Origin of the sequence: Duganella caerulea (genome assembly GCF_040362985.1) — a bacterium.
Lineage (GTDB): Bacteria > Pseudomonadota > Gammaproteobacteria > Burkholderiales > Burkholderiaceae_D > Rugamonas > Rugamonas vulcania.
The window spans coordinates 237,929-263,781 of sequence record NZ_BPWJ01000010.1; the positions used below are offsets into that span (position 1 = coordinate 237,929).

The window sequence follows — 25,853 nt, forward strand, 5'->3', positions numbered from 1 at the left end:
CAGTGCAAACTGTGGGGCGCTGACCACGCCGGCAGCACGCCGGCGTTAGCGTTCACTAGCGCACCGCGCCGCTCAGCGCCGGCCACTGCTTGTCGCGCACCGGCCGCGCCGCCGGCGCCGCGCCGCGCCCGCCATCCTTGAGGCGGAACACGCTCACCAGCTGCGACAGCGTGGCGGCCTGGTCCTGCAAACCCTGCGCGGCCGACGCCGCCTGCTGGACCAGCTCGGCGTTCTGCTGGGTCACGGTATCCATCTGCGAAATGGCCTGGTTGACCTGCTCGATGCCTGCGCTCTGCTCGCGGCTGGCGTGGCTGATCTCGGCCATCACGCCGGCCATGCTCTGCACGCTTTCCAGCACCTCGTTCATCGTCGCGCCGGCCTCGGCCACGAGCTTGCTGCCGTTCTCCACCTGCCCGACCGATTCGCTGATCAGGTCCTTGATCTCCTTGGCCGACGCCGCCGAGCGCTGGGCCAGGTTGCGCACCTCGGTCGCCACCACCGCGAAGCCGCGTCCCTGCTCGCCGGCGCGGGCCGCCTCCACCGCCGCGTTCAGCGCCAGGATATTGGTCTGGAAGGCGATGCCGTCGATGACGGCGATGATGTCGGCGATCTTGCGCGACGAGGTGTTGATCGCGCCCATGGTGTCGACCACCTGCGCCACCACCGCGCTGCCCTTCTGCGCCACGCTCGCGGCCGAGCTGGCCAGCTGGTTGGCCTGGGCCGAGTTGTCGGCGTTGTGGCGCACGGTCGAGGTCAGCTCCTCCATCGAGGCGGCGGTCTCCTCCAGCGAGCTGGCCTGCTGCTCGGTGCGCGAGGACAGGTCCAGGTTGCCGGCCGCGATCTCGCCTGACGCGTGGGTGATCACGCCGGTGGCGCCGCGCACCTCGCCGACGATTTTCTCCAGGTTGTCGCGCATGGTGCGCATGCCGTACAGCAGGCTGGTGGTGTCGCCGGAGCGGGTCTCGACCGTCACGCCCAGGTCGCCGGCGGCGATCTGGCTGACGATGTCGGTCGCGTAGTCCGGCTCGCCGCCCAGGCTGCGCGTGATCCAGCGTGTGATCATCAGGCCGCCGGTGGCGCCGAAGGCCACGCTGCCGATCACCAGGCCCAGTATCCATACCCGCGACGAGTTGTAGCGGCGGTCGCCCTCGACCGCTTCCACCTTGCCGCCGTCAGTGTAGTAATCGACCAGCTGGTCGACCTGGCCGCGCAGCGCGACGATCAGCTTGTTCGACTCGCCGCGGATCAGCGCGCGCGCCTGGTCGTCGTTGTTGGCGCGGGCGGCGGCGCGGATCTTGCCGTCCTCCTCCATGTAGCGCGCCCACATGTCGACGAACTTGCCGTACATGGCGCGCTCCTCGGGCGAGCTGGCCAGCACCACGAACTCGTCCTGCATTTTCTTCAGGTCGACCAGGTCCTTGGCGATCACCTGGTCGTATTTGTCCATGTCAGCCACGTTGGACGAGATGATGTATTGCAGCTCGCGGGTGCGGATGCGCGCGATCTGCGACTTGATGTCCTCGATCACGCGGATGCTGGGCATCCAGCGGGAGGAAAACCGCTTGGACGTATTATTAACCTGAGCCAGTTCCCAGACGGATAAAACCCCCACCAGCACCGTGAGTGCTAATACGGCGGAGAATGCCAACCCCAGCTTTTGTCCTAGACGCAGCGAATTAAACCATTTCATTATGCTAGTCCTTCAACGTTTAATTTGATAGTAACTGGCCGCTTTGCGGACGTGGACGGCATTCATCATAGCGCAAGCGGAATCGGCCAAGCGCCGGGTATTACGGCCTTGTAGACTATTCGCAACATATTGTTTTCAAAGCATTTATTAATATCAACAGAAGAAATAATAGTTTCCTTGACTCATTAAAAACAACAGTAAACGGAATGGCATGGACTTAGAATATCCGAACTTCTTAGAAGCAACATTCGATTTAATCAAAAAGGAATTCTTATGCCCAGTTCATTCAATGCAATTAATAATGTCGCTATTACATCGGCGGACATCAACTGGGGAAGCGATTTAAATGCCATCTATGAAATATTAACCCGTCGTTTCAATGGATTTAATGAAAACGGCTTTTATGCCCACCCGGAAGAGGTGTCGCTGCGGGCCGAATTGAGCGAGGTGGGCGCGCTGGGCAGGCTGACCCGGCAGCTGCGCGGACAGGGCACGAACGGCGTGGTGCTGGGCGGTCTCGGCCTGCAAGGCCTGAGCGAGGACCGCCGCAACGCCGCCCTCTACGCGCTGACGCTAATGCTGGGCTTCCCCACCTCGACCGACCAGCGCACCGGCCGCGTGGCGTGGGACGTCAAGTCGCGCCCCGAGGCCCACAACGCCGCCCGCTTCACCACCTTTTCCGAGCGCGTCGGCAGCGCCGACATGCACACCGATTCCTCGTTCTATCCGATGCCGGAGGAACAGTTCATCCTGTACGTGGTGCAGTCGGCCGACTGCCAGGGCGGCCACTCGCTGCTGATCGACGGCGAGGCGATCTACCAGACGCTGCAGCAAACCGCGGCCGGCCAGGCCGCCTACGAGCTGCTGAGCGAAACGCCGGTGCCGTTCCGCGTGCCGGCCGTGTACGCGGCCGGCGACGCCGCCATCGAGCATTTCGTGGCGCCGGTGTTCGGCCCGCCGCGCCGCGACGGCGACCGCTTCACGCTGCGCTGGCGTTACGACGCGATCCAGAAAGGCCTGGCCGTGCGGCCCGACCTGGCCACGCCGGCGCTGGTGAACGCGCTGGCATTGCTGAACGAGGTGGCCGAGCACAGCGCGCCGCGCTTCAAGCAGCAGCTGCCCACCGACACCCTGCTGTGGGCCGACAACCACCGCGTGCTGCACGGCCGCACCACCTACACGGACGAGCGCCGCCACCTGATCCGCATCCGCATGTCGGACGTGCCCAACGCCGAGCGCATTGGCCCATCCGGCGTGGTGCGCGATTGAGCGCGGGCGCCTGCGCCGCCGCCGAGGCGGGCTTGCCGCCGGCCGAGCGCACCTGGGCCATGCTGTCGCTGATGACCGGCGTGGCGCTGGCCTCGCTGGACACGGCGATCGCCAACACCGCGCTGCCGTCGATGGCCGCGCAGCTGCACGCCACGCCGGCAGCGTCGGTGTGGATCGTCAACGCCTACCAGCTGGCGATGGTGGCCACGCTGCTGCCGTGCGCCGCGCTGGGCGAGATCGCCGGCTACCGCCGTGTCGCGCTGAGCGGGCTGGTGCTGTTCACGCTGGCCTCGCTGGGCTGCGCGCTGGCGTGGTCGCTGCCGGCGCTGGTGGCGGCGCGCCTGCTGCAGGGCCTGGGCGCGAGCGCGATGATGGCGGTCAGCACCGCGCTGATCCGCGCCATCTACCCGGCCGAGCGCCAGGGCCAGGGCTTCGGCACCAACGCGCTGGTGGTGGCGGTGGCGTTCGCGGTGGGGCCGACCGCGGCCTCGCTGATCCTGTCGCTGGCGTCGTGGCCGTGGCTGTTCGCGATCAATGTCCCGCTGGGCTTGCTGGCGCTGGGCGCGGCCAGCCAGGCGCTGCCGCAGACCCCGCGCGAAGCGCACCGGCTTGACGCGCTGGCCGCGCTGTACAACGTCGGCGCCTTCGGCCTGACGATCCTGGCGCTGGGCGACGCCGCGCACGGCAACGCGCCGCAGCGCCTGCCGGCAGAGATCGCCGGCGCGGCGCTGTGCTGGGCGCTGCTGCTGCACCGCCAGCGCGGCCACGCGGCGCCGCTGCTGCCGGTGGATCTGTTCCGCAAGCCGATGTTCGCGCTGTCGGCGCTGACGGCGTTCTGCACCTTCGCCGTGCAGAGCCTGGCCTTCGTGTCGCTGCCCTTCTTCTTCGAGCGCACGCTGGGCCGCTCGCCGATCGACACCGGCTTCCTGATCACGCCGTGGCCGGCGCTGGTTGCCGTGATGGGGCCGCTGGGCGGCTGGATGAGCGACCGCTACCCGCCCGGCACGCTGGGCGGCATCGGCCTGGCGGTGCTGAGCGGAGGCATGCTGCTGCTGGTTGCGTTGCCGGCCGACGCCTCGGCGCTCGACATCGGCTGGCGCATGGCCTTGTGCGGCGTGGGCTTCGGCTTCTTCCAGGCGCCGAACATGAAGGCCATCATGGGCAGCGCGCCGCGCGCGCGGGCGGGCAGCGCCAGCGGCATCGTCGCCACCGCCCGCCTGAGCGGCCAGGCCACCGGCGCGGCGCTGGTGGCCTACTGCTTCACGCTGTCCGATGCGCGCGGCACCGTGTACGCGCTGATGGTCGCGGCCGGCTTCGCGGCGGTGGGCGCGGTGGTGAGTTTTTCGCGCCAGCTGCTAAAACAATAAGAAGTTGTTTCAAAATGAGCGCAGCTAGGCGTGGCGCCGAAGACAGTGCGAATGCACGGCGAGGGGCCATAACGACGCTGCGGTCTTTTTGAAACGACTTCTAGTTGCCGCGCTGCTGGCGGAACTTCGCGGGCGGCGTGCCGAAGTGGCGGCTGAAGGTGCGCGACAGATGGCTGGCGTCGTGGAAACCGCAGGCCTCGGCAATGTCGGCCATCGCCCGGCCGCCGGCCAGCAGCATCGTGCGCGCCTGCTCCAGCCGCATCTTCATCAGGTAGCGGTGCGGCGGCAGGCCCAACGCCAGGTGGAACTCGCGCGAGAAATGCGCCTCGCTCATGCCGCACAGCGCCGCCAGGTCGCGGTTGCTGACGCCGGTGGCCAGGTTGGCGCCCATGTGGGTCAGCACGCGCCGCAGGCGTCCGCCGCCCAGCGTGCTGGACTGCGGCGCCGCCGCCGGCCGGCTGTAGTGTTCCAGCAGATAGCTCAGCAGCGCCACCATCAGGCCGTCGCAATACTGCGACTGCAGCGGCCCGGCCATGGCGTCGCCGTTGAGCATGCGGCGCACCAGCTCCATCACGTGGCGGTCCGAGGTGAACTGCTGGGCGCCCAGGCTCAGCGGCGTTTCGCGCAGCCCGTTCAGGTTGTCGATCAGCGCGGCCGGCACGAATAGGTTGACGATGTCGCAGCTGCTCAGCCGGCTCCACTGGCTGGCGCCGCTGGGCGGACAGATGCGGAAGCGCTCGGCCGCGATCACCCCGCCCCACACCGGCTGGCCGTGCAGCCAGATGCGGGCGTCGACCGGCTCCAGCATGATGGCGATGCGGTAGTCGTTGGGATGCGAGCTGATGGTCTGGATCATCGCGTCCGGCTGGTTGCTGGTCCAGCGCACGATCGAGGCCCGGGAACTCGGCAAGGGACCGATGCAGGTGTGCAGCGGCGTATGGACACCGCTGCGCAGGAACCAGTCTTTCAACACTTCGGTATTGTCTATCGCGGTACCCATGGCTCGTCTCGGCAAATGGCTGAGCGCCGATTATCGAGCGCGGCAGTCTTGATGTCAAATCATCAATGCGTACTGTCTCGCCCCCGCGTGGCGCGCACGCGTCGCCACTTTCCGCTTTCCTGGCATATAATTCCCGCTCCACACATGAGGACCTACCCGAAATGAACACGCTCGCTTAATCGCCCTCTACGGGCACACGTCAGATCTGCCCCTTGATTCGATTTATCGCGAGCGTACTCATGTCCATGATTCAGCTGCAAGGCCTGGGCCTTGCCTTCCCACATAAAATCTGTTTTTCCGCCTTCAATGCCACCGTCGAATGGGGGCAACGCATTGCCATTGTCGGCGACAACGGCAGCGGAAAATCGTCCCTGCTGAAACTCATCGGCGGCCTGCTCGATCCGGCGGAGGGCAGCGTGCACGCCAGTCCCGGGCTGGGCATCGGTTACCTGGCGCAGGTGCAGCACGGAGACCAACAGTTGAGCGGCGGCCAGCGCGTCAACCGCGCGCTCAGTGCCGCGCTGGCCTCGGCGACCGACCTGTTGCTGTTGGACGAGCCGACCAACCACCTCGATGCCGACAACAAGCGTTCGCTGGCGCGCATGCTCAAGGCCTTTTACGGCGCCGTGATCCTGGTGACGCACGACGAGGCTTTGATGGACCAGGTCTGCGACACGATCTGGTCGATACGCTCCGGGACCATCGAAGTCTTCACAGGAAAATATTCCGACTATCTGGCGGAACGCCAGCGGCAGCATGCCTCGCTGGAGAAGCAGCTGTCGGCCATCGCGCTCGCCAGGCAGAACACCCATCAGGCATTGATGCAGGAACAGGAACGCGCCAGCCGCGCCCGTGAACGCGGCGTGAAAAACATCGAGAACCGCAGGTGGCCGACCGTGAAGTCTCCCACCAAGCTCGGCCGTGGTAACACCACGGCGGGACGCAAGCAAGCAGAAATCAAGGAGCACAAGCTGGAACTGCTCGAACAGATGGAAGCGCTGCGTACCGATCCCGTCATCGTGCCGCGCTTTCACCTTGACGCGGCGCCATCGTCGCGCCACACCGTGCTGCAAATTTCAAACGGCGCGGCCAGCTATGCGCAGCCTGTGGTGCAAGGCATCCATCTGCACCTGGAACGCGGCGAAAGGCTGGTGCTGCAAGGCGCGAACGGCAGCGGCAAGTCCACGCTGGCGCAGGCGATCATGGGCGCGGCGGACGTGACGCGCAGCGGCGACTGGTTCACGCCGCCTCCGGACGAGATAGGCTACCTGGATCAGCACTACGCGAATATCGATCCGGACCACTCCGTCTTGCAGGCGCTGCAAAGCGTCGTCCCCACGTGGGACGCGACCGCCCTGCGCGGACATCTGAGCGATTTTTTATTTCGCCACAACGACATGGTGCACGCGCGGGTCGCGGTCCTGTCCGGTGGAGAACGCGCGCGCCTCTCGCTCGCCTGCATCGCGGCCAAGCCGCCAACGTTGTTGATCCTCGATGAAATCACCAACAACTTGGACATGCGGATGCGCCAGCATGTGATCGAGGTGGTGCGCGCCTATCCCGGCGCACTGGTGCTGATTTCTCACGACGAAAACTTCCTGCGGCAGATCGGCGTGCATCAGACTTTTCAATTGGCGGGCTGATGCATCCAGGCCGCGATCTGGTCGACCACTTCCTTTTCCTGGCCGATGTAGCCGTGATAGTGATAGCTCTCACACGGATCGCCGCTGACCGGGCCGCCGCCGGTGATCATCACCAGCTTCTTGACCGGCGCGTTTTTCAGGCCCTTCATGATCCAGTCCACCTCGTGCGGGCGGCAGATCACGCAAGCGTCGCTGGCGTGATGCACCACCAGCACCGGCAGCTTGAGCGCGGCCAGGTTCTGGGTGGGCACCGCACCCTCCTTCTTGAAGGCGGTCACGCTGGAGGTCAGCACCAGGCCGGCGATGTTGGGGTCGTCCACGCTGCCGATGGCGGCGTACGTGGCTGAGATCGTGCCGCGGCTGGTGCCGACCAGCCACACCGGCACCGGGCTCTTGCCATGCACGAAGTCCAGCGCGGCGCGCACGTCGGCCAGGTGCTTGGGATTGACGCGGTCGCTGTAGTCGAGCGCGGGCGTGTCGCTGGGCAGGCCGAAGATGGCGACGTTGTAGCCGTCGGCCAGGAACAAGGCCACGCGCCCCACCAACGCATTCTTTTCATCGATCGCTCCCCGAATGGAAAGCATGAAAATATCACAACCTTCCCGGCTAGTCGCGCTGCTCGCCCAGGTATTTTTTATAGATCGCGTTGAAGCGTCCCGAACTCTTGAGCTGCTTCAGACCCGCGTTGAAGTCGTCGCGCACGCCCTGGTCCCGGAACACCGGCCGGTAATCCATCGGATTCATCTTCACGAAGTTGTGCAGCGTGACCGGCTTGTCACGGAAGTTCCTGCTTCCCCTGAGCAGCAGGCTGAAGTACTTGTAGATGTTCTTGTCGCTGAGCGCGACGTCGTAGTGCCCGGCGTCCAGCGTCATCACCTGCAGCGATTGATTGTTCTGCTCGAAGTAGTGCCCGTCCTTCTTCACCTGGTTCAGCCAGGCCGGGTAGCGTTTCAGCGCGCCGACAAAGGCGATGACGGTCAGGCCGCGCAGGTCCGCGGGCGTCCTGATCGAGATATGCCGGGACGCCAGTGTGATGAAAACGTTATCATAAAAGACCGCGGGATCGCCGTAGAAAGCACCGGCCTTGCCCATGTCTTCGCCGAGGTCGGTCATGGCGGCGTCGACGCTGCCCATCTTGAACGCCGTGGGGATGCGGGCGAAGGGATAGTACTTCGGCTTGAGCGTGTGGCCACGGAACGCCAATGCCTCGCGCAGGATCTCGAGTTCGATGCCGGAATCGGTTTCGGGAAAACAAAAAGGCGGAATCTTCTCGCCAAACGCCATGCTCACTTCAGCGGACATCGCCAGCCCGGGACAGGCCAGGCCCAGCATCACAACGCCTTGCAGCAGAGGCGAAGCACATTTTCTAAACGACCACATACCCGCCATCTCCAGAGTCTCGTGTTGCTATCTTAACGAGTTCCCCTCTGTTTCCTCAAATTTTATTCGCCCCGTCCGGATGAAGCGTGGCATCACTTGGGGCGATTAAACCACAGCGGCGCTGAACGCCTCGGGCCGCCGCGCCAGCAGTTGGGACAGCTGTTGAAGACCCGCCCGCAAGCGTCCTTGGTCCTTGATGCTGCCCAGGGAGATCCGTATCGCATTCACGGATTCCGCGCCGGTTGCGAATGCCTCCGCCGGCGTGACCGCGATGCCCTCGCCGTCGGCCGCGCGCGCAAGCTGGGAGGAATGCCAATACGCCGGCAACTCGATCCATACATGCAGACCGTCTCCGTCGCCGCGGTAGCGCCCAGCCAGAATATCGCGGGCCATCCGGTGACGCAGGCGCGCCTCGTTGCGCACGCCTTCCATCAACCGGCCGGCCGAACCGTCGAGTATCCATTGGGTGGCGAGCGCGGCCGCGAGGGGAGCGGCCATCAGCGCAAAGGATCTTAGCGCGGCTAGGAAACGTTCGCGCTCGTGCGGGTCGCGTATCAGCACGAAGGCCACGCGCAAGCCCGGCGTCAGGCATTTCGACAGCGTCGAGATGTAACACGCCTGCTCCGGGGCGAACGTGGCGATGGGCGGCGGCGGGGCATCGGCAAGGAGCCAGTAGGGATCGTCCTCGATGATGCGTACCTGGCAATGCTTGGCTACGCCGGCGAGCTCCTCGCGGCGGCGCTCCGGCATGGTGATGGCGGTCGGGTTCTGCAATGTCGGATTGAGATAGACCAGCACGGGCTTGTGCCGGCGGCAGGCTTTCTCCAGCATCTCGGGCAGCATCCCGTGCTGGTCCGCTTCCACCGCGATGAGGTGCCGGCCGAACTGGGCCGCCGCGGCACGCAGGCCGGGATAACTCATCGGCTCCGCCAGGATGACATCGCCGGGCTCCGTCAGCGCGAGGATCAATGCGGCGATCGCCGCTTGCGCACCCGGGCAGACAACAACCTGGCGGGGGTCCAGGCGTCCGAACATCGGTTCGAGCCAGTGGGCGCCAGCCTTGCGGTCGGAATCGCTGCCCCCGGCCAGGTGGTAGGTCATCAGCAACTCGTTATCCGCCCTCATCAGGACTTGCGACAGACCCTGTTTCAACATGTCGTCGAAGTCCACGCCTTCCGGCGGTGGCGGGGTATTCATGCTCAGGTCGAGAACCGGGCTCATTTCGACTTTCGGTGCCGCGACATACGTGCCGCGCGCGCCCCTGCCCTCCAGCAGGTTGCGGCGCCTGGCCTCGTCGTACGCGCGCGTGATCGTCGTCAGGTCGACGTCCAGCCGGGCTGCCAGGTGGCGTTGCGGCGGCAGGCGGTCGCCTGGTTGCAGCGATCCGTCCATTACCGCCGCCTGCAACGCGTCGGCGATCTGCAAAAAGCGCGGCCCGCCGTGCGGGGCCATTCGCGGCAACCAGCTGGGTGAATCTTGTATGGGTTTCAACTGGGACATTATGTCTCAATGTATGGAAATTGCTTTGAAGTAGTATGCTTCAGAACGGGCAGCAATACCATCCTTGCATGGCAATGAGGTAGTGCTCCTGACGATAGACAGTATCAGTAATAGCCAGGAAATACTCAAAATGATGGATTGGATCCCGATAGTCTTCGTGACGTTCAAGGCGCTCGTGCTGGGCACGGGCATGTTCTTCGCCATCAAGTGGCACTACGATCAGGGCAGGAAGCTGGAGGAGAAGCGCGCGCTGCTGCGCGCGGGCGGCAAGGTGGCCGGCATCTTCGTGGTGTCGCTGCTGAGCCTGGGGCTCGTCACTTTCGTCCTGGTCAGGATGCTGGGCATGGACTTGAGCTTGCCTTGAGGGCCGCTGGCCTGCGAACTTGGAGATATAGATGCACGCACGCGCGCCCTCGGCGCGCGAGGCTGGGCGCTTGGCGCCCAGCAGTTGGGCGATTCGGAGAGGGCTGGGCTTGCAAGCCCAGTCCTTCGAATCTCACCGCTTCCGTCCGAAAATGCAAAAACCGCCCAGTGGGCGGTTTTTTGCGTTTTCTGGCGGAAGCGGTGAGATTCGAACTCACGAACAGTTTAACCCGTCGCTAGTTTTCAAGACTAGTGCCTTCAACCACTCGGCCACGCTTCCTAAGTGTGCAGCATTATACAGATTTCGCTTCCAACTGGGGCGCTATCCACACCCAGTTTCCCACATCGCAGCACTATTGTGCGATATCAAAAAAAGTTACAAAACCACATTACAATTGTTTTTTGAAGAACATGTTGCAATGTTGAGCTCGTCTGGATACTATACGTTTCAATAACGAAGTGAAACAGATTTTTCCATAAGAAACAATGCCTTACGGAAACTCACCGAACACCAACCCAACAACCGACGAGATCCCATGAACTTTAAATCCACCATCCTGGCAGCGGCGCTGCTGATTTCCTCCGCAGTGGCTTCGGCCAACACGGCCATCACGCTGACCCCATCGCCGACTATCGCGAATTCGTATTCCGGCACCTTCGCCGGTTATGCCACCACCAACGTCTTCGATCTGGACCTGAGCCAGTTCGCCAGCGCCAGCAATTTTGTCGGCCAGGTGTCGGCCAACTTCACCGGCGGCGCCGGCTATGACGTGACCGGTGTCAGCCTGGACGGCCATAGCTTCGCTCCGATCACCAATGTAACCTTCGGCAACAACGGCTTCGATTACTGGCTGCTGCAACTGCCAACGCTGAGCAACACCGTGCACCACATCACCGTGACCGGCACCCCACTGGTCAACACCCAGGGCTTCGTCGGTTCGTTGTCGCTGAACGTGACGCCTGTACCGGAACCAGAAACCTACGCAATGCTGATCGCCGGCCTGGGCCTGGTTGGCTTCATGGCGCGCCGCCGCAAGGCATGATGCAACGCCGGGCGCCCAGCGTCCGGTTCACGCAATAAAAAACAGACCTCGCGAGGTCTGTTTTTTTTCGCCTGCCGCACCCGCTCAGGCCGCGCGGCTGGCCTGGTCCGGCGTCCAGTTCTCGCGCAGCGCCTGCTCGAACGCGTCGGCCTCCAGCGGCCGCGAGAACAGGTAGCCCTGCACCTCGTCGCATCCCGAGTTCTTCAGGAAGGCCAGCTGCTCGACCGTCTCCACGCCTTCGGCGATCACCTTGTGCTTGAGCTGCTGGGCGATGCTGATGATGGTGTTGGCGATCGCGCAGTCGTTGGCGTCGGAAGGAATGCCGATGGTGAACGAGCGGTCGATCTTCAGCGTGTCGATCGGGAAGCGCTTCAAATAGGACAGGCTGGAATACCCGGTGCCGAAGTCGTCCAGCGACAAGGTCACGCCCAGCGCGGTGATGCGGTCCATGATGCCGATCACGCGGTCGATGTTGTTCATCAGCGTGCTCTCGGTGATTTCCAGCTCCAGCCACGACGGCTCCAGGCCGTAGCGCGTCAGCGTGTCCTGCACCCGCCCCGGCAGCGTGGAGGTGAACTCGCGCGCGGAGACGTTGACCGCCAGCCGGATCGGCGGCAGGCCGGCGTCCTTCCACAGCTTGGCCTGTGCGCAGGCCGCTTCCAGCACCCATTCGCCGACCTGCACCACCAGCCCGGTGGCTTCGGCCAGCGGGATGAACTCGGCCGGCGGCACCAGGCCGCGCACCGGATGGCGCCAGCGCACCAGCGCCTCGGCGCCGATGATCTTGCCGCTGTCGATGCTGAACTTGGGCTGGTAGTGCAGCAGCAGTTCGCCGTTGCCCAACGCGTGCCGCAGCCCCGATTCGATCCGCATGCGCTCCTGCATGCCCTGGTTCATGTCCTGGCTGTAGAAGGCGACGTGGTCGCCCTCGGCCCCGCCCTCCTGCTTGGCGCGGTACATGGCGATGTCGGCCAGTCGCAGCAGGGTCTCGGCGTCGCCGCCGTCCTGCGGGTAGACGCTGATGCCGATGCTGCCGCCCACGCGCAAATCGTGGCCGTCGATCAGGATCGGCGTGTTGAGCGTGCCCAGCAGCTTTTGCGCCACCATGCTGGCCTCGAAGTGCTGGCCGATGTCGAACAGGCCGACGGCGAATTCGTCGCCGCCCAGCCGCGCCACCAGGTCCTGGTCGCGCAGCACGGCGCGGAAGCGGCGCGCCACTTCGCACAGCAGTTCGTCGCCGATCTTGCGGCCCAGGGTGTCGTTGATCAGCTTGAATCGGTTGAGGTCGATGAACAGCACACAGCCGTGCAGCTTGCTGCGCTGGGCCACGGTCAGCGCCTGGTCGACCAGCTTGGTCAGCAGCGAGCGGTTCGGCAGGTTGGTCAGCGCGTCGTAGTAGGCCAGGTGGTGGATGCGCTCCTCCGCCATCTTGCGCTCGGTGATGTCGGTCAGGTAGGCGATCAGGCCGATGGCGCGGTCGTTGATGTCGCGCAGCGGCGAGAGCGACAGGCTGGCCCAGAACACCTCGCCCGATTTCTTTTTGCGCCGCACCTCCATCAGCCGCCCGCCCTGCTCGAGGAAGGTGTCGTCGAAGCTTTCGTCCTCGTCGTGGTACAGGAACAGGATGTTGCGCCCCACCGCTTCCACCGCGCTGTAGCCGAACAGGCGCTCAGCGCCCTTGTTCCAGCTGATGATGAAGCCGTTCATGTCCATGGTCAGCACGGACTCGTGGATGTGGTCGAGGATCTGCGCCTGGTGCTGCAGCTGCGATTCCACCTGCACGTAGGCGTGGGTGGAGCGCTGCGCCAGCGCGTGCACCTGCAGCACGCTGCCGGCCAGGTTGGCCAGGCTGGCCAGGTGTTCGCGGTCGAGCGCGCTGTACTGCGCGCGCCCGGACACCACGAAGCGGCCGAAGTATTCGTCGTCGAAGACGATGTCCTGCGTCAGGCTGGGCACGGCGTCGTCGTTGGCGGCCAGCACCTCGACCACCGGCGGCTTGAGCAGCATGGCGTGGGTGTCGGCCGGCAGGAATTCGCCCAGCGGACTGTTCATGACACTGCGCACGATGCGCCCCAGCTCCTCGGCCAGCGCCGCTCCGCGCAAGCGCAACACCGCGTCGCACAAGGCCGCGCTGTTGTTCAGGAAGTCGGAGACGGGATGCGCGACCATGGCTTAGATGTTCCTGCTGACCTGGATCGCCCAGTGGTAGGCCTGCAGCTGCGCCTGCCAGTAGGTCTCGTGCTCGATGCCGGCCCGGTCCAGCGCGGCGCGGTCGTGGCGCTCCACCAGCGCCAGCAGCTCGCCCAGCGGGCCGCCGCGGTCCAGCAGCGCCATCACCACGTCCAGGTCGAGGCTGAGCGCGGCGACGATTTCCGTCATCGGCATGCCCAGCAAGACGTCCAGCAACGAGAACACGCCGGCCACGAAGGCCATGTCCTGCTGGTCGCGTTCCCAGCCGAGCGCCTTGCTCAGCGCTTCCATCTGCGCCGCGCGCACCGCCGCCAGCGGCAGCAGCGGGTTGGCCATGCCGTCGTCCTGCTGGCGCGCGTACAGCAGCAGCTGCAGCCAGCGCTGCAGCTGGCGACGGCCCAGCACGTTGATGGCCTGGCTGAAGCTGTGGATCGGCGAACTGAGCGCGAACGCGGCAGAGTTCACCAGTTTGAGCAGGTGGTAGGACAGCGCCGGATCCTGCTTGAGCAGCACTTCCAGCTCGCGCGAGTCGGCGTCGCGCGCCAGCAGGCCCAGCAGCGCCAGCAGGCGCTTGCGCGAGGTGCCGTCGCCGGCGCTGGCGTCGTGCGAGGGATGCAGGGCGAAGTCGCCGGCGAACCAGCTGAAGCCGGCCTTGGCGCATTCGGCGATGCGCTGTTCGCTGCCCATGCCTGTGGCCAGGTGCGGGCCCGGCTGGGCCACCAGCGCCAGCACCGGCGGCAGCGTCTGCGCGGCGTCGACCATCAGCGACTTGGCGCCGCACAGCGTGGCGGCCATGCCGGCCACGCCCTCGATCATGATGCGATAGCCGGCATCGGCGTAGCCGGACAGTTTCTTTTGCACCGCGGGATCGGCGCAGGCGTCGGCCTGCACGCGCAGGATCACGCGGTTGGGCGGCAGGGTTTCCAGTTGCGACAGTTCCAGCAGCGCTGGTTGCGGCACCGGCAGGATGCAGTCGAGCGGTGCCAGGGCGGCGAACACATCGGGCGTCTTGAGCAGGGTGAGCGCGGCCTGGAAGGCGTCGCCCGAGTCGGTGGACAATTCAAAAGTCAGGGCCACCCACTCGTTGTGAGCGTTGGACACCGCTTGCAATTCCACCAGTGGAAACTCAATTACCATAGGAAAGTATTGTTATTTTCGATACGACCAGTATAGAACCAATTTATCGCGCGGGAAACATTTTCTTATATACAATTGCAGATACACAACCCGTGCAGGAATATAGCAGATATTGCCGCACAAACACGCACTGTTAGAAATTGCTTAACGGAATTAGAAGCGCCGCTCTGGTTTTACAACAGGCGGCGTTTTTCGCCTTGCTTTTTACTGCGCATGCTGGACCGCAAAACGGATCAGCTCGGCCTGCCCCTCGATGCCCAGCTTGCGCTTGATGTTGAGGCGGTGGGTTTCCACGGTGCGCACGCTGAGGTCGAGCGCGCGGGCGATCTGCTTGTTCGATTCGCCGTTGGCGATGTGGCGCAGCACCTCGTGCTCGCGCGAGGTCAGCTGGTTGTCCTGGGTGTGCGGCTGGGCCAGCTGGCGGGCCAGCGCGGCGCTGTAGTAGATGCCGCCGGACATGACGGTCTCGATCGCCACCACGATGTCCTTGCCGGGCGCGTCCTTGAGCACGTAGCCGCGCGCGCCGGCCTGGATCGCCTGCGACACGTATTCCAGCTTGTCGTGCATCGACAGGATCAGCACGGCGATGCGCGGGAACGCTTGCTTGAAGCGGGCGGTGGCCTCGATGCCGTTGGCGCCGCGCATGTTGATGTCCATCAGCACCAAGTCGATGTCGCAGCGGGCGGCCTGCTCCAGCGCCTCGGCCGCGCCGCCGGCCTCGGCCACGACCTCGAATTGCGGCATCGCCTCCAGCCGCGCGCGCAGGCCGTCGCGCACCAGGGGGTGGTCGTCGACCAGCAGGATTTTGATGGTGGCTGTCATGTCTTTAATCTTTATAAACGGTATTAACGGTATTAACGGTATTAGCTATTGTTGCCGGCGAAGGCGGTGACCACCGTGCCGTCGGCCGACGAGGCGATGTCGAAGCGGCCGCCGATGGCGTCCATGCGCTCCATCATGTTGCGCAGGCCGATGCCGCGCATCGGATGCAGCGCGATGCCCTCGGCGTCGAAGCCGTTGCCGTCGTCGCGGATGCGCAGCGTCACGCCGCCGTGCTCGCCGGTCAGCGCGATGTCGATGCGGTGGGCGCCGGCGTGGCGCTCGATGTTGGTCAGCGCCTCCTGCGCCAAGCGGAACAGCACGGTGTTGGCCACGTCCGGCAGCTCGTCGGTGACGCCGGTCGCCTCGAAGTGTACCGGGGTTCCGCTGCTGAGCGTGTACTCTTGGCCCAGGTGGTGCAGCGCGGCCGCCAGGCCCAGGTCGTCAAGGATGGCCGGGCGCAGGTTGTGCGAAATGCGGCGCACCTCGCCCATCACGTTGTTGAGCTGCTCGGCCGCGTGCTCGAAGGCCGCCTGCGCGGCCGGCTGCTGGCCGTTGCCCGCGCTCAGGCGGATGATGCCGGCCTCGATCTGCAGCTTGATCGACACCAGCCACTGGCTGATGCCGTCGTGCAGGTCGCGCGACAGCCGCGCCCGCTCCTCCTCCTGCGACTCGACCACGCGCTGGGCCAGCACCTTGAGCTTGGCGTCGGCCACGCGCAGCTCGCTGATATTGAGCGCCAGCCCGGAGCTAGCCACCGCCACCGCGGCCGCGATGGCGATCGCGGCGATCCACAGCATGGTGTTATGGATATTGCCGGACTGCTGGACGTCGATCTTGGCCAGCGCCTGGTCAACGTCGTCCAGGTAGATGCCGGTGCCCATCATCCAGCCCCATTTCGGCATCGGGATCACATAGCCCAGCTTGGCGCCGGACCTGTGGGTCGAGGGTTTGACCCAGCGGTAGCGCTCCAGCCCGCCGCCGGCGCGCGCGCGGGCCAGCAGGTTCTGGATGGTCGGCTGGCCCAGCTCGTCGCGCAGCTCAAACAGGTTCTTGCCGACCAGCTCGGGCTGGCGCGGATGCATCAGCGTGTTGCCCTGCATGTCGTAGACGAAGAAATAACCGTCGTCGCCATAGCTGAGCGAGGACAGGATGCGCTTGGCCTCGTCGCGCGTGGCCTGGTCGTCGCGGCCCGATTCGTACAGGTGGGCGATGGAGTGCGAGGCCAGCGCCACGTAGTGCCTGAGCTCGGCCTCCTTGCTGCTCAGGTAGGCCTGCTGGATGGTGTCGCGCTGCTGCTGGGCCAGCAGCACCGACTGGTGGCGCACCGCCAGCGCGATCGCGCACAGCGCCAGGATCAGCGGCGTGATGGCCAGGAATATGACTTTTTGCCGCAACTTCATGACGTGGGTCCCGAATTATTCTTCTGTAGCGCGATTCTACGCTCCCCCCGCCTGCGGCCGCTACGTAGTTATACCGAGCCATAGTGCGTAATGCTGCGCTTGCGGGGGATATCAGCTTCATGAATACTGGTCATAAGCTGCCAGAATTGAAAGCCTGGCGAAAGCTGGAGCTGGATCAGTTGAGAGCAGCACCCAAAACTTTGGAGGAAGCATGAAAACATTGCACCACACCGCGCCCCCGACCCTGGCCAGCCGCCTGGGCTGGGCCGCGCTCGCCCTGTGCGGCGCCGCGGCGCTGGGCGTCATCGCGCTCAAGCGCGGCGAATCGATCAGCGCCATCTGGATCGTCATCGCCGCGGTCTGCGTCTACCTGATCGCCTACCGCTTCTACAGCCTGTTCATCGCCGACAAGGTGCTGGGCCTGGACGCGCGCCGCATGACGCCGGCCAACAAGCTGAACGACGGCCTCGACCACGTGCCGACCAATAAGTTCGTGCTGTTCGGCCACCACTTCGCCGCCATCGCCGGCGCCGGCCCGCTGGTCGGCCCGGTGCTGGCCGCGCAGATGGGCTACCTGCCCGGCATGCTGTGGATCCTGGCCGGCGTGGTGTTTGCCGGCGCGGTGCAGGACTTCATCGTGCTGTTCATTTCCATGCGCCGCGACGGCCGCTCGCTGGGCGACCTGATCAAGTCCGAGCTGGGCCAGATCCCCGGCATGATCGCGCTGCTGGGCACCTTCATGATCATGGTCATCATCCTGGCGGTGCTGGCGCTGATCGTCGTGAAAGCGCTGACCGGTTCGCCGTGGGGCAGCTTCACCGTCATGGCCACCATCCCCATCGCGCTGTTCATGGGCGTGTACACCCGCTACATCCGCGTCGGCCGCATCGGCGAGGTGTCGGTCATCGGCTTCATCCTGCTGATGGCGGCCATCTTCGGCGGCCAGATGGTGCAGGAAAACCCGGCGCTGGCGCCGATGTTCACCTTCACCGGCACCGAGCTGACCTGGATGCTGATCGGCTACGGCTTCATCGCCTCGGTGCTGCCGGTGTGGCTGCTGCTGGCCCCGCGCGACTACCTGTCGACCTTCCTCAAGATCGGCACCATCGTCGGCCTGGCGCTGGGCATCGTGGTGGTCGCCCCGTACCTGAAAATGCCGGCCATGACCAAGTTCATCGACGGCACCGGTCCGGTCTGGGCCGGCTCGCTGTTCCCGTTCCTGTTCATCACCATCGCCTGCGGCGCCGTGTCCGGCTTCCACGCGCTGATCTCGTCGGGCACCACGCCCAAGATGATCGAGAATGAAACCCACGCCCGCTTCATCGGCTACGGCGCGATGCTGATGGAATCGTTCGTCGCCATCATGGCGCTGGTGGCCGCCTCGACCATCGAGCCGGGCGTGTACTTCGCCATGAACAGCCCGGCCGCGCTGCTGGGCACCACGGCCGAGTCCGCCGCACACGCGGTCTCGCAGATGGGCTTCTACATCACGCCGGAAATGCTGACCCAGACCGCCAAGGACGTCGGCGAGCACTCCATCATCTCGCGCGCCGGCGGCGCGCCGACCCTGGCCGTGGGCATGGCGCAGATCCTGTCGGGCGTCATCGGCGGCAAGGTCATGATGGCCTTCTGGTACCACTTCGCCATCCTGTTCGAGGCGCTGTTCATCCTGACGGCGGTCGACGCCGGCACCCGCGCCGGCCGCTTCATGCTGCAGGACTTGCTGGGCGCCTTCGTGCCGGCCATGAAGCAGACCGAGAACGTGTTCGCCAACCTGACCGCGACCGGCCTGTGCGTGGCGGCCTGGGGCTACTTCCTGTACCAGGGCGTGGTCGATCCGCTGGGTGGTATCAACACGCTGTGGCCGCTGTTCGGCATCGCCAACCAGATGCTGGCCGCGATCGCGCTGATCCTCGGCACCTGCGTGCTGTTCAAGATGAAACGCGCCAAGTACGCCTGGGTGACCATGGTGCCGACCGCGTGGCTGCTGATCTGCACGCTGACCGCCGGCTTCCAGAAAATCTTCGACGCCAATCCGAAGGTCGGCTTCCTGGCGCACGCCGCCAAGTACCAGGCAGCCTACGCCGACGGCAAGCTGCTGGCGCCGGCCAAGTCGGTGGCGCAGATGCAGCAGGTGATCTTCAACGATTACCTGGACGCGTCGCTGGCCGGCTTCTTCGTGATCGTCGTGATCAGCGTGCTGGCGTTCGGCATCCGCACCGTGATGGTGGCGCGCGCCTCGGCCAAGCCGACCGTGCAGGAAAGCCCGATGGTCCTGATGCCGACGGTGCAGTGATGCTGGGCGAGATCGCCAAGGCCGGCCGCTATCTCGGGCAAAGCATGCGCCTGATGATGGGCCTGCCCGAGTACGACACCTACGTCTCGCACCGGGAAGCCACCCATCCGGGCGAGCCGATGATGAGCTACGAGGAGTTCTTCCGCGAGCGCCAGGAAGCCCGCTACGGCGGCGCGGGCAAGCGTGGCGGTTGTTGCTGAATATGCTGCTAACTAAAAGGCCGGTTCCCCCGAACCGGCTTTTTTTATTTTGGCGGGGAACTTCCCTGCCGACCTCCGTGTCTAACTCCGCTGAGCCGCGTTGCCGGCCATTTCCGGGAGACACATGTCGCATCCTTTCTCATACCAAGAGGCGTTCGCGCGCAACATCGGCTGGCTGACACCGGCGGAACAAACGGTGCTGCGCGGCAAGCGCATCGCCATCGCCGGCATGGGCGGCGTCGGCGGCGTGCACCTGCTCACGCTGGCGCGGCTGGGCGTGGGCGCCTTCCACATCGCCGATTTCGACACCTTCGACATCGCCAACTTCAACCGCCAGGTGGGCGCCGCCATGTCCACCTTGGGCCGGCCCAAGGTCGAGGTGCTGGCCGAAATGGCGCGCGACATCAACCCGGAATTGCAGCTCACCAGCTTCCCCGGCGGCGTCAACCGCGACAACCTCGCCAGCTTCTTCGAGGGCGTGGACCTGTACGTGGACGGCCTGGATTTCTTCGCCTTCGGCGCGCGCCAAGCCACGTTTGCCGCCTGCGCGCGGCTGGGCATTCCGGCCATCACGGCGGCGCCGCTGGGCATGGGCACGGCGGTGCTGAACTTCCTGCCGGGGCACATGACGTTCGAGGAATATTTCGGCTGGGGCGAGCTGCCGGACGAGGAGAAGGCGCTGCGCTTTTTGGTCGGCCTGGCGCCGGCCGGGCTGCACGCCGGCTACCTGGTCGATCCGTCCAGCATCAACCTCAGGGAGCAGCGCGGGCCGTCCACCATCATGGGCTGCCAGCTGTGCGCCGGCGCGGCCGCCACCGAGGCGCTGAAGATCCTGCTGAACCGGGGCCCGGTCGACGCCGCGCCACGCGGCTACCATTTCGATGCCTATCGTAACAAACTGGTCCGCACCTGGCGCCCGGGCGGACATCGCCACCCGCTCCAGCGGCTGACCATGATGCTGGTCAAGCGCCGGCGCGGAGATCAATCATGAGCAAGATGGAGCAACACCTCGACGCCACGCTGGAACAGATCCTGGAGCTGGCGCGCTGGGCGCCCAGCGGCGACAACACCCAGCCGTGGCGCTTTGAAATCCTCGACGCCCGCCGCCTGATCGTGCACGGCCACGACACGCGCGACCACTGCGTCTACGACCTCGACGGCCATCCCAGCCAGATGTCGATCGGCGCGCTGCTGGAGACCATGGCCATCGCCGCCAGCGCCCACCAGCTGGAGATGCAGGCCACCCGCCACAACGAGGCGCCCGAGAGCCGTCCCACCCTCACCGTCGAGTTCACGCCGGCGCCGCTGCTGGAGCCCGACCCGCTGGCCGACGCCATCCTGCCGCGCAGCGTGCAGCGGCGCGCGCTGAGCCGGCGGCCGCTGACCCCGGCCGAGCGCTCGGCGCTGGAGGCGTCGCTGCCGCCCGGCTACGGCGTGCACTGGCTGGAGGGCGCCCGGCGGCGCGCGGCGGCGCGGCTGATGTTTCGCAACGCCAAGCTGCGCCTGACGATGCCGGAGGCGTGGCAGGTGCACAAGGCGGTGATCGAATGGAACGCCCGCTACAGCGACGACCGCATCCCCGACCAGGCGCTGGGCGTGGACGCCGCCACCGCCAGGCTGATGCGCTGGATCATGCAGCGCTGGCAGCGGGTCGAGTTCTTCAACACCTGGCTGGCCGGCACGCTGGCGCCGCGCCTGCAGATGGACCTGATCCCCGGCCTGGCCTGCGCCGCCCACTTCGTGCTGACCGCGCCGCGCCGGCCCCAGCGCGTCGACGACTACCTCGACGCCGGCCGCGCCATGCAGCGCTTCTGGCTCACCGCGACCGCGCAGGGCCTGCAGCTGCAGCCGGAGATGACGCCGCTGATCTTCGCCCGCTACGTGCGCGAGGGCCGGGTGTTTTCCGGCACGCCGGGCATGCAGCAGCGGGCCGAGGCGCTGTCGCGCCAGGGCGCGGCGCTGACCGGGCCGGCGGTGTGGGAGACGGCGGTGTGCATGGGACGCATTGGCGCCGGCAAGCCGGCCACGGCGCGCTCGCTGCGGCGGCCGCTACGCGACTTGCTGGTCGGCCCGTCGGGAAGGCGCTGAGGCGCGATCCACTGACGGCGTTCTTTACAGTGGCGTGCCGCGCTGTCCGCTCGGCGCATCCAAGTCCCTGATTCCGCGTGCTTTAGCGCCGCTGGCAGGGCTTTTGCTCAACATGCAGGCGGCTCCAATTCCGGGGACGCCATCCAGCCAGGGAGCAAAACATGAACAGTTACAAACCGGCCATGGCCGCCGCCATGATCGCCACGGCGCTGGCCCTGCCCGCCGCAGTCCACGCCGGCCCGGCGGTTGGACTGGACCCGACCGGCAACGGCGTCTACAGCAGCTATGCCGACCTGTGGACCAACGCCACCAATTCCGCGCTAGCCACCAATTTCCAGACCGCCAACACGTTTGCGCCCTTCACGCCTTACATCAGCCAGTTGCGTTCGCAGATGGTCGTCGGCACCATGGCCAACGGCGGCGCCCTCGTCACGCCCGCCGGCCTGAACACGAATTACGAACTGAGCGCCGTGGTGCGCTTCGAGGAACTGGTGGACCGCCAGACCGCCACCACCGCCCACTTCGCGCTGCCGGACAGCCAGTCGGCCGCAATGGATGTCGACCCGCTGCACGACAAGGTGCAAAACATCGCCTTCTACTTCGACCGCTTCGGGCCGGGAAATACCAGCCAGGCGGTGCCTGGCGACGGTCCCGGCACCGTGCGCTGCTACGGCGCCGGCAACACGGCGGGCTGCGGCGGCGCGGGCGACCCGGACGGCGACGGCGTCATGGTCATGTCCGGCCATTTGATCTTCAACGAAGCCAACGTCACCGCCAACGGCGACGTCACCACCGGCGCGTTCGACATCCGTTTCCAGATCGATTTTGTGGACAGCCGATATCTCGACGTCGCCACCGGCTCCGTATTCCAGAACAACGTCACCGGCGCCGCCACCATGCCTTCGACGTACTCACCGGCGACCATGTGGGACGGCACGGCGGCGAGCGGCGTGCCGCTGATGAAGTTCGACGGATCGGGCTCGTTCGCGCTGGCGCCCCTGCCGGAGCCGGCCACGCTGGCCTTGATCGGAATCGGCTTCGCCGGCGTGGCGCTGGGCCAACGGCGCAAGCTGCCGGCATGAGCCGGGATGGATAGCCGCCGTCGCCACTTCCTCAGCTGCGGCTGGCCGCGCGCTGCACCGCCGCCCCGAAGCGCTGCGCCATGTCGTAACGCTGAAACAGCTGCGCCACCTGCACCGCCGCCCCGCGCGCGGCCGGACGCTCCAGCAGGTCCAGCACGGCGCGGCGCACACCGTCCTCGTTCAAACGATCCGACCTGAGCAGCGTGCCGGCGCCCATCGCCGCCACCGCGCGCATGTTCAGGTACTGGTCCAGATTACCCGCGATTCCCAGCACCGGCACGCCGGCCGCCAGCGCCTGCTGGCTGGTGGGGCTACCGCCGTTGCAGACCACCAGCTGCGCGCGCCTCGCCGCCTCCTCGCCCGGCAGGTAGGCCGCCACGTGGGCGTTGTCCGGCGGCTCGCCCGGATCGGCCTGGCCGGCGGTGGCGGCCATCACCCGCACCGGCAGCGGCGCCAGCGCCTGCAGGATGCGCGGCAGCAGCGCGCCCTGCCCCGAGCTGCCCAGCGTGACGTACACCAGCGGCCGCTCCGCCGGCAGCGCATCCCACCAGCCGGGCGGCTCGGTGGGCGGCGACCAGGTCACCGGCCCCAGGTAGGAATGGTTGGCCGGCAGGCCGGCCGCCGGGAACATTTCGGGAATGTCGGGATACAGCACGTAGTCGGCGTCGGCATACACGCTGCGCAGGTCGTAACCCAGCGACGGCAGCCGGTAGGCGCGCCGCACGCGGTTTAGCGGCATGCTGTGCAGCGCGAACGCCAGCGGCCGCACCAGGCGGAACAGCCGGTCCGCCAGCGCGATCGGCAAGGCCCGCGCCAGCCCGATGGCCGGCACCGTGTAGCGCTGCGGCACGTAGGGACTCCAGTAGGCGTTGATCAGGCCGATGTACGGCACCTGCGCCACGCGCGCGCTGACCGACAGCGACAACCGGAAATCGCCCACCACCACGTCCGGCCGCACCGCCTGCAACAGGCGCAGATCGTCATGCACATAATTGTGCAGCGTGGCGGCGTCGTACACCGGTTTGCCCGCCGCCAGCGCCGCCAGGAAACGCGCGCTGGAAATGCTGCTCAGCGGCCAGGTGCTGAACCGGTTGCCCTGCAAAAAGGCCCCATAGCCAGGCGCGCAGGCGAAGTGCACCTCGTAGCGCTGCGGCGACAGCGTGCGCGCGAGCGCCAGCGGCCGGCCGACATGCGCCAGCGTCACCGCCTCGGCCACGAAGAGGATTTTTTTGCGTTCCATCGCGCCAGCTTGCGCCCCGGTCCACGGCGTTGTTTGAGCCGGCGCAAAGGTGCGGGCATTAGACGCACATCAAGATCGGCCGGCACTGAACGCTATATTTTTCCTATTGGCACTTATTGACCCGCTTGCCGCGCCGACGATTTCGGCGTCCACCGTTTGCTACCGCCTACAGCGATGTTCAATTTCGAACGTTCCGGACTGAGCCAGAAACTCACCATCCTTTCGGTGCTGTCCACCGGGAGCGCGCTGTTGCTGGTCTTCATCGCGTTTGCCGCCACGTCCGTGATCAGCCGCACCGACGACGAGCGCAAGCAGCTGTCCTCGCTGGCCGGCGTGATCGGCAACAACAGCGCGGCGGCGCTGCGCTACGCCGACGGCAAGCAGGCACGGCAGACGCTGGCCACGCTGGCGGTCGAGGACGAGATCCTGCAGGCCGTGCTGTACGACAGCACCGGCAAGCAACTGGCCCGCTACAAGTCCGCCGCCCTGCCAGCCGAGCAGGACGCGCCCGAGCAGTTACCGGCCGAGGACGCCGTCCAGGAAATCCGCACCTACCAGAGCGGTCGGCTGTGGGCGCCCGCGCTGCGGCTGTACCGTCCGGTGCGCGACAAGGACGAGCTGGTCGGCACCGTGATGATCGAGAGCGCGCAGACCCGCATGTGGCTGGACCTGTTCAAGAACCTGGCCGCCGCCGCCGTGGCCGCCATGCTGTCGTTCATGATGGCGCTGCTGACGGCGGCCCGCTTCAAGGGCAGCATCGCCGAGCCGGTGGGCCAGCTGATCGCCGCGGCCCAGCAGGTCAGCCGCGGCCAGCCGACGCCGCGCATCGTCCATCAGCGCAGCGACGAGCTGGGCGCGCTGACCGACAGCTTCAACGACATGCTGGCCCAGGTCGAGGCGCGCGACGGCGCGCTGGCGCAGTACCGCGACCAGCTGGAACGCCAGGTCGGCGTGCGCACCGAGCAATTGGAAAAAGCCAAGAACGCCGCCGAGGCCGCCAGCCAGGCCAAGAGCGCCTTCCTCGCCACCATGAGCCACGAGATCCGCACGCCGATGAACGGCGTGCTGGGCATGACCGAGCTGCTGCTGGCCACCCGATTGTCCGAACAGCAGCGCCACTACACCAGCATGGTCAAGCGCTCGGGCGAGCATTTGCTGGTCATCATCAACGACATCCTGGACTTCTCCAAGATCGAGGCCGGCAAGCTGACCGTCGAATACATCCACTTCAATTTCCGCGAGCTGCTCGACGACATCGACAACGTCTTCTCGCCGCAGGCCCAGGCCAAGGGCATCGAGCTGGAGCTGGCGATCGCCTACGACATCCCGGTCGCGATCTGCGGCGATCCGAACCGGCTGCGACAGGTCATCTTCAATCTGCTGGGCAACGCGATCAAGTTCACCGAGAGCGGCAAGATCACCGTCAAGGTCAACGTGGTGCAGGAGGACGCGCAAACCGTCGGCCTGCGCTTCGAGGTGCACGACACCGGCATCGGCGTCTCCAACGACGCGCGCGCCCGCATCTTCGACTCCTTCTCGCAGGCCGACGGCTCCACCACCCGCAAGCACGGCGGCACCGGCCTGGGGCTGGCGATCTCGAAACAATTGGTGGAACTGATGGGCGGCACAATAGGCGTCGACCATGCGCTAACTCAAGGATCGATCTTTTGGTTTGCCGTAAATTTTGATAAGCGTCGCATCGATGTCGACGATCCTTCTTTCCACGCCACCCAGGAATGCCGCGCTTTGATTGTCGATGAGAACCCCTCCAGCCGAGGTGAGCTGGAACAGCTGCTGGCCAGCTGGCGCGTCGCCTCCACCAGCGCCACCGCCACCGACGCCCTGCCGCGACTGCGCCAGGCGGCGGCGTCCGGCCATCCCTACGACGTGGTGCTGCTGGACATGGAACTGCCGCGCACCAGCGGCCTGGCGCTGGCCGCCGCCATCCGCGCCGAGCCCGAGCTGGCCGGCGCCCGCCTGCTGCTGCTGAGCACCGAACGCAACGCCGCCGACGGCGTCCAGCGGCGCGAAGCCGGCGTCGCGTTTCAGCTGATCAAGCCGCCGCGCGCCTGCGACCTGTTCGACTGCCTGCAAGCCCCCGCGCGCACCGCGCCGCCCGTCCCCCGCACGCCCGAGGCGCCGC

General features: G+C 66.0%; 21 protein-coding genes and 1 tRNA gene. 11 read left to right on the plus strand and 11 right to left on the minus strand.

Features of this window, described 5'->3' with window-relative positions:
* Positions 1-55 precede the first annotated feature (55 nt).
* Positions 56-1,690 (minus strand): methyl-accepting chemotaxis protein, encoded by a 1,635-nt coding sequence (locus ACUJB0_RS26800; protein ID WP_444847898.1) that lies wholly within the window; start codon positions 1,688-1,690, stop codon positions 56-58.
* A 420-nt stretch (positions 1,691-2,110) separates the two neighbouring features.
* Here ACUJB0_RS26800 and ACUJB0_RS26805 point away from each other — a divergent pair, with 420 nt between their 5' ends.
* Positions 2,111-2,959 (plus strand): TauD/TfdA family dioxygenase, encoded by an 849-nt coding sequence (locus ACUJB0_RS26805; protein WP_444847899.1) that lies wholly within the window; start codon positions 2,111-2,113, stop codon positions 2,957-2,959.
* Between the two features lie 59 nt (positions 2,960-3,018).
* Positions 3,019-4,326: an MFS transporter gene (locus tag ACUJB0_RS26810; RefSeq protein ID WP_444847921.1), complete on the plus strand. Its 1,308-nt coding sequence runs from the start codon at positions 3,019-3,021 to the stop codon at positions 4,324-4,326.
* 100 nt (positions 4,327-4,426) lie between these two features.
* On the opposite strand, the gene ACUJB0_RS26815 is transcribed toward ACUJB0_RS26810, so the two are convergent.
* Complete coding sequence (locus ACUJB0_RS26815; RefSeq protein ID WP_444847900.1) at positions 4,427-5,326, minus strand: helix-turn-helix domain-containing protein; 900 nt, start codon at positions 5,324-5,326, stop codon at positions 4,427-4,429.
* A 239-nt stretch (positions 5,327-5,565) separates the two neighbouring features.
* Here ACUJB0_RS26815 and ACUJB0_RS26820 point away from each other — a divergent pair, with 239 nt between their 5' ends.
* Positions 5,566-6,969 (plus strand): ABC-F family ATP-binding cassette domain-containing protein, encoded by a 1,404-nt coding sequence (locus ACUJB0_RS26820; protein WP_444847901.1) that lies wholly within the window; start codon positions 5,566-5,568, stop codon positions 6,967-6,969.
* On the opposite strand, the gene ACUJB0_RS26825 is transcribed toward ACUJB0_RS26820, so the two are convergent.
* The 3 genes from ACUJB0_RS26825 to ACUJB0_RS26835 form a co-directional block, all read right to left on the minus strand.
* The gene (locus ACUJB0_RS26825) at positions 6,954-7,553 is read right to left on the minus strand and encodes an alpha/beta hydrolase (RefSeq protein WP_444847902.1); all 600 of its coding nucleotides are present in this window, start codon (positions 7,551-7,553) and stop codon (positions 6,954-6,956) included. The two genes, ACUJB0_RS26820 and ACUJB0_RS26825, sit on opposite strands and share 16 nt — an antisense overlap.
* A 22-nt stretch (positions 7,554-7,575) precedes the next feature.
* Positions 7,576-8,349, minus strand: coding sequence for a substrate-binding periplasmic protein (locus ACUJB0_RS26830; protein WP_444847903.1), 774 nt, complete (start codon positions 8,347-8,349; stop codon positions 7,576-7,578).
* A 105-nt stretch (positions 8,350-8,454) separates the two neighbouring features.
* Positions 8,455-9,849, minus strand: coding sequence for an aminotransferase-like domain-containing protein (locus ACUJB0_RS26835; protein ID WP_444847904.1), 1,395 nt, complete (start codon positions 9,847-9,849; stop codon positions 8,455-8,457).
* A 130-nt stretch (positions 9,850-9,979) separates the two neighbouring features.
* On the opposite strand from ACUJB0_RS26835, the gene ACUJB0_RS26840 reads away from it, so the two are divergent.
* Entirely contained in the window at positions 9,980-10,213 is a 234-nt protein-coding gene (locus ACUJB0_RS26840) for a hypothetical protein (protein WP_444847905.1), read from the plus strand.
* A 189-nt stretch (positions 10,214-10,402) separates the two neighbouring features.
* On the opposite strand, the gene ACUJB0_RS26845 is transcribed toward ACUJB0_RS26840, so the two are convergent.
* Positions 10,403-10,492, minus strand: a tRNA-Ser gene (locus ACUJB0_RS26845).
* 256 nt (positions 10,493-10,748) lie between these two features.
* On the opposite strand from ACUJB0_RS26845, the gene ACUJB0_RS26850 reads away from it, so the two are divergent.
* Positions 10,749-11,255, plus strand: a complete 507-nt coding sequence (locus ACUJB0_RS26850) for an FxDxF family PEP-CTERM protein (RefSeq protein WP_444847906.1) — start codon at positions 10,749-10,751, stop codon at positions 11,253-11,255.
* Positions 11,256-11,339: 84 nt separating this feature from the next.
* On the opposite strand, the gene ACUJB0_RS26855 is transcribed toward ACUJB0_RS26850, so the two are convergent.
* The 4 genes from ACUJB0_RS26855 to ACUJB0_RS26870 all read right to left on the minus strand — a co-directional run bounded on the left by ACUJB0_RS26855 (position 11,340) and on the right by ACUJB0_RS26870 (position 16,804).
* Positions 11,340-13,424, minus strand: a complete 2,085-nt coding sequence (locus ACUJB0_RS26855) for a putative bifunctional diguanylate cyclase/phosphodiesterase (RefSeq protein ID WP_444847907.1) — start codon at positions 13,422-13,424, stop codon at positions 11,340-11,342.
* Positions 13,425-13,427: 3 nt separating this feature from the next.
* On the minus strand, positions 13,428-14,582 hold the full coding sequence (locus ACUJB0_RS26860; RefSeq protein WP_444847908.1) for an EAL and HDOD domain-containing protein: 1,155 nt from the start codon (positions 14,580-14,582) through the stop codon (positions 13,428-13,430).
* A gap of 204 nt (positions 14,583-14,786) precedes the next feature.
* The gene (locus tag ACUJB0_RS26865) at positions 14,787-15,404 is read right to left on the minus strand and encodes a response regulator (RefSeq protein WP_117015214.1); all 618 of its coding nucleotides are present in this window, start codon (positions 15,402-15,404) and stop codon (positions 14,787-14,789) included.
* Positions 15,405-15,445: 41 nt separating this feature from the next.
* On the minus strand, positions 15,446-16,804 hold the full coding sequence (locus ACUJB0_RS26870; RefSeq protein ID WP_444847909.1) for a cache domain-containing protein: 1,359 nt from the start codon (positions 16,802-16,804) through the stop codon (positions 15,446-15,448).
* Positions 16,805-17,015: 211 nt separating this feature from the next.
* Between ACUJB0_RS26870 and ACUJB0_RS26875 the strand changes: the two genes are divergently transcribed.
* The 5 genes from ACUJB0_RS26875 to ACUJB0_RS26895 all read left to right on the plus strand — a co-directional run bounded on the left by ACUJB0_RS26875 (position 17,016) and on the right by ACUJB0_RS26895 (position 22,470).
* A complete protein-coding gene (locus tag ACUJB0_RS26875) occupies positions 17,016-19,100 on the plus strand; it encodes a carbon starvation CstA family protein (protein ID WP_444847910.1) in 2,085 nt (694 codons plus the stop codon).
* The gene (locus ACUJB0_RS26880) at positions 19,100-19,300 is read left to right on the plus strand and encodes a YbdD/YjiX family protein (RefSeq protein ID WP_117015217.1); all 201 of its coding nucleotides are present in this window, start codon (positions 19,100-19,102) and stop codon (positions 19,298-19,300) included. The genes ACUJB0_RS26875 and ACUJB0_RS26880 overlap by 1 nt, the downstream gene beginning before the upstream one ends.
* 124 nt (positions 19,301-19,424) lie before the next feature.
* A complete protein-coding gene (locus tag ACUJB0_RS26885; protein WP_444847911.1) occupies positions 19,425-20,291 on the plus strand; it encodes a ThiF family adenylyltransferase in 867 nt (288 codons plus the stop codon).
* The gene (locus ACUJB0_RS26890) at positions 20,288-21,388 is read left to right on the plus strand and encodes a nitroreductase family protein (protein WP_444847912.1); all 1,101 of its coding nucleotides are present in this window, start codon (positions 20,288-20,290) and stop codon (positions 21,386-21,388) included. The genes ACUJB0_RS26885 and ACUJB0_RS26890 overlap by 4 nt, the downstream gene beginning before the upstream one ends.
* Before the next feature lie 161 nt (positions 21,389-21,549).
* Entirely contained in the window at positions 21,550-22,470 is a 921-nt protein-coding gene (locus ACUJB0_RS26895; protein WP_444847913.1) for a PEP-CTERM sorting domain-containing protein, read from the plus strand.
* Between the two features lie 31 nt (positions 22,471-22,501).
* On the opposite strand, the gene ACUJB0_RS26900 is transcribed toward ACUJB0_RS26895, so the two are convergent.
* Positions 22,502-23,710 (minus strand): glycosyltransferase, encoded by a 1,209-nt coding sequence (locus tag ACUJB0_RS26900; protein ID WP_444847914.1) that lies wholly within the window; start codon positions 23,708-23,710, stop codon positions 22,502-22,504.
* A gap of 174 nt (positions 23,711-23,884) precedes the next feature.
* Here ACUJB0_RS26900 and ACUJB0_RS26905 point away from each other — a divergent pair.
* Positions 23,885-25,853, plus strand: a 1,969-nt coding sequence (locus tag ACUJB0_RS26905) for a hybrid sensor histidine kinase/response regulator (protein ID WP_444847915.1), incomplete at its 3' end; no start/stop codon positions are given.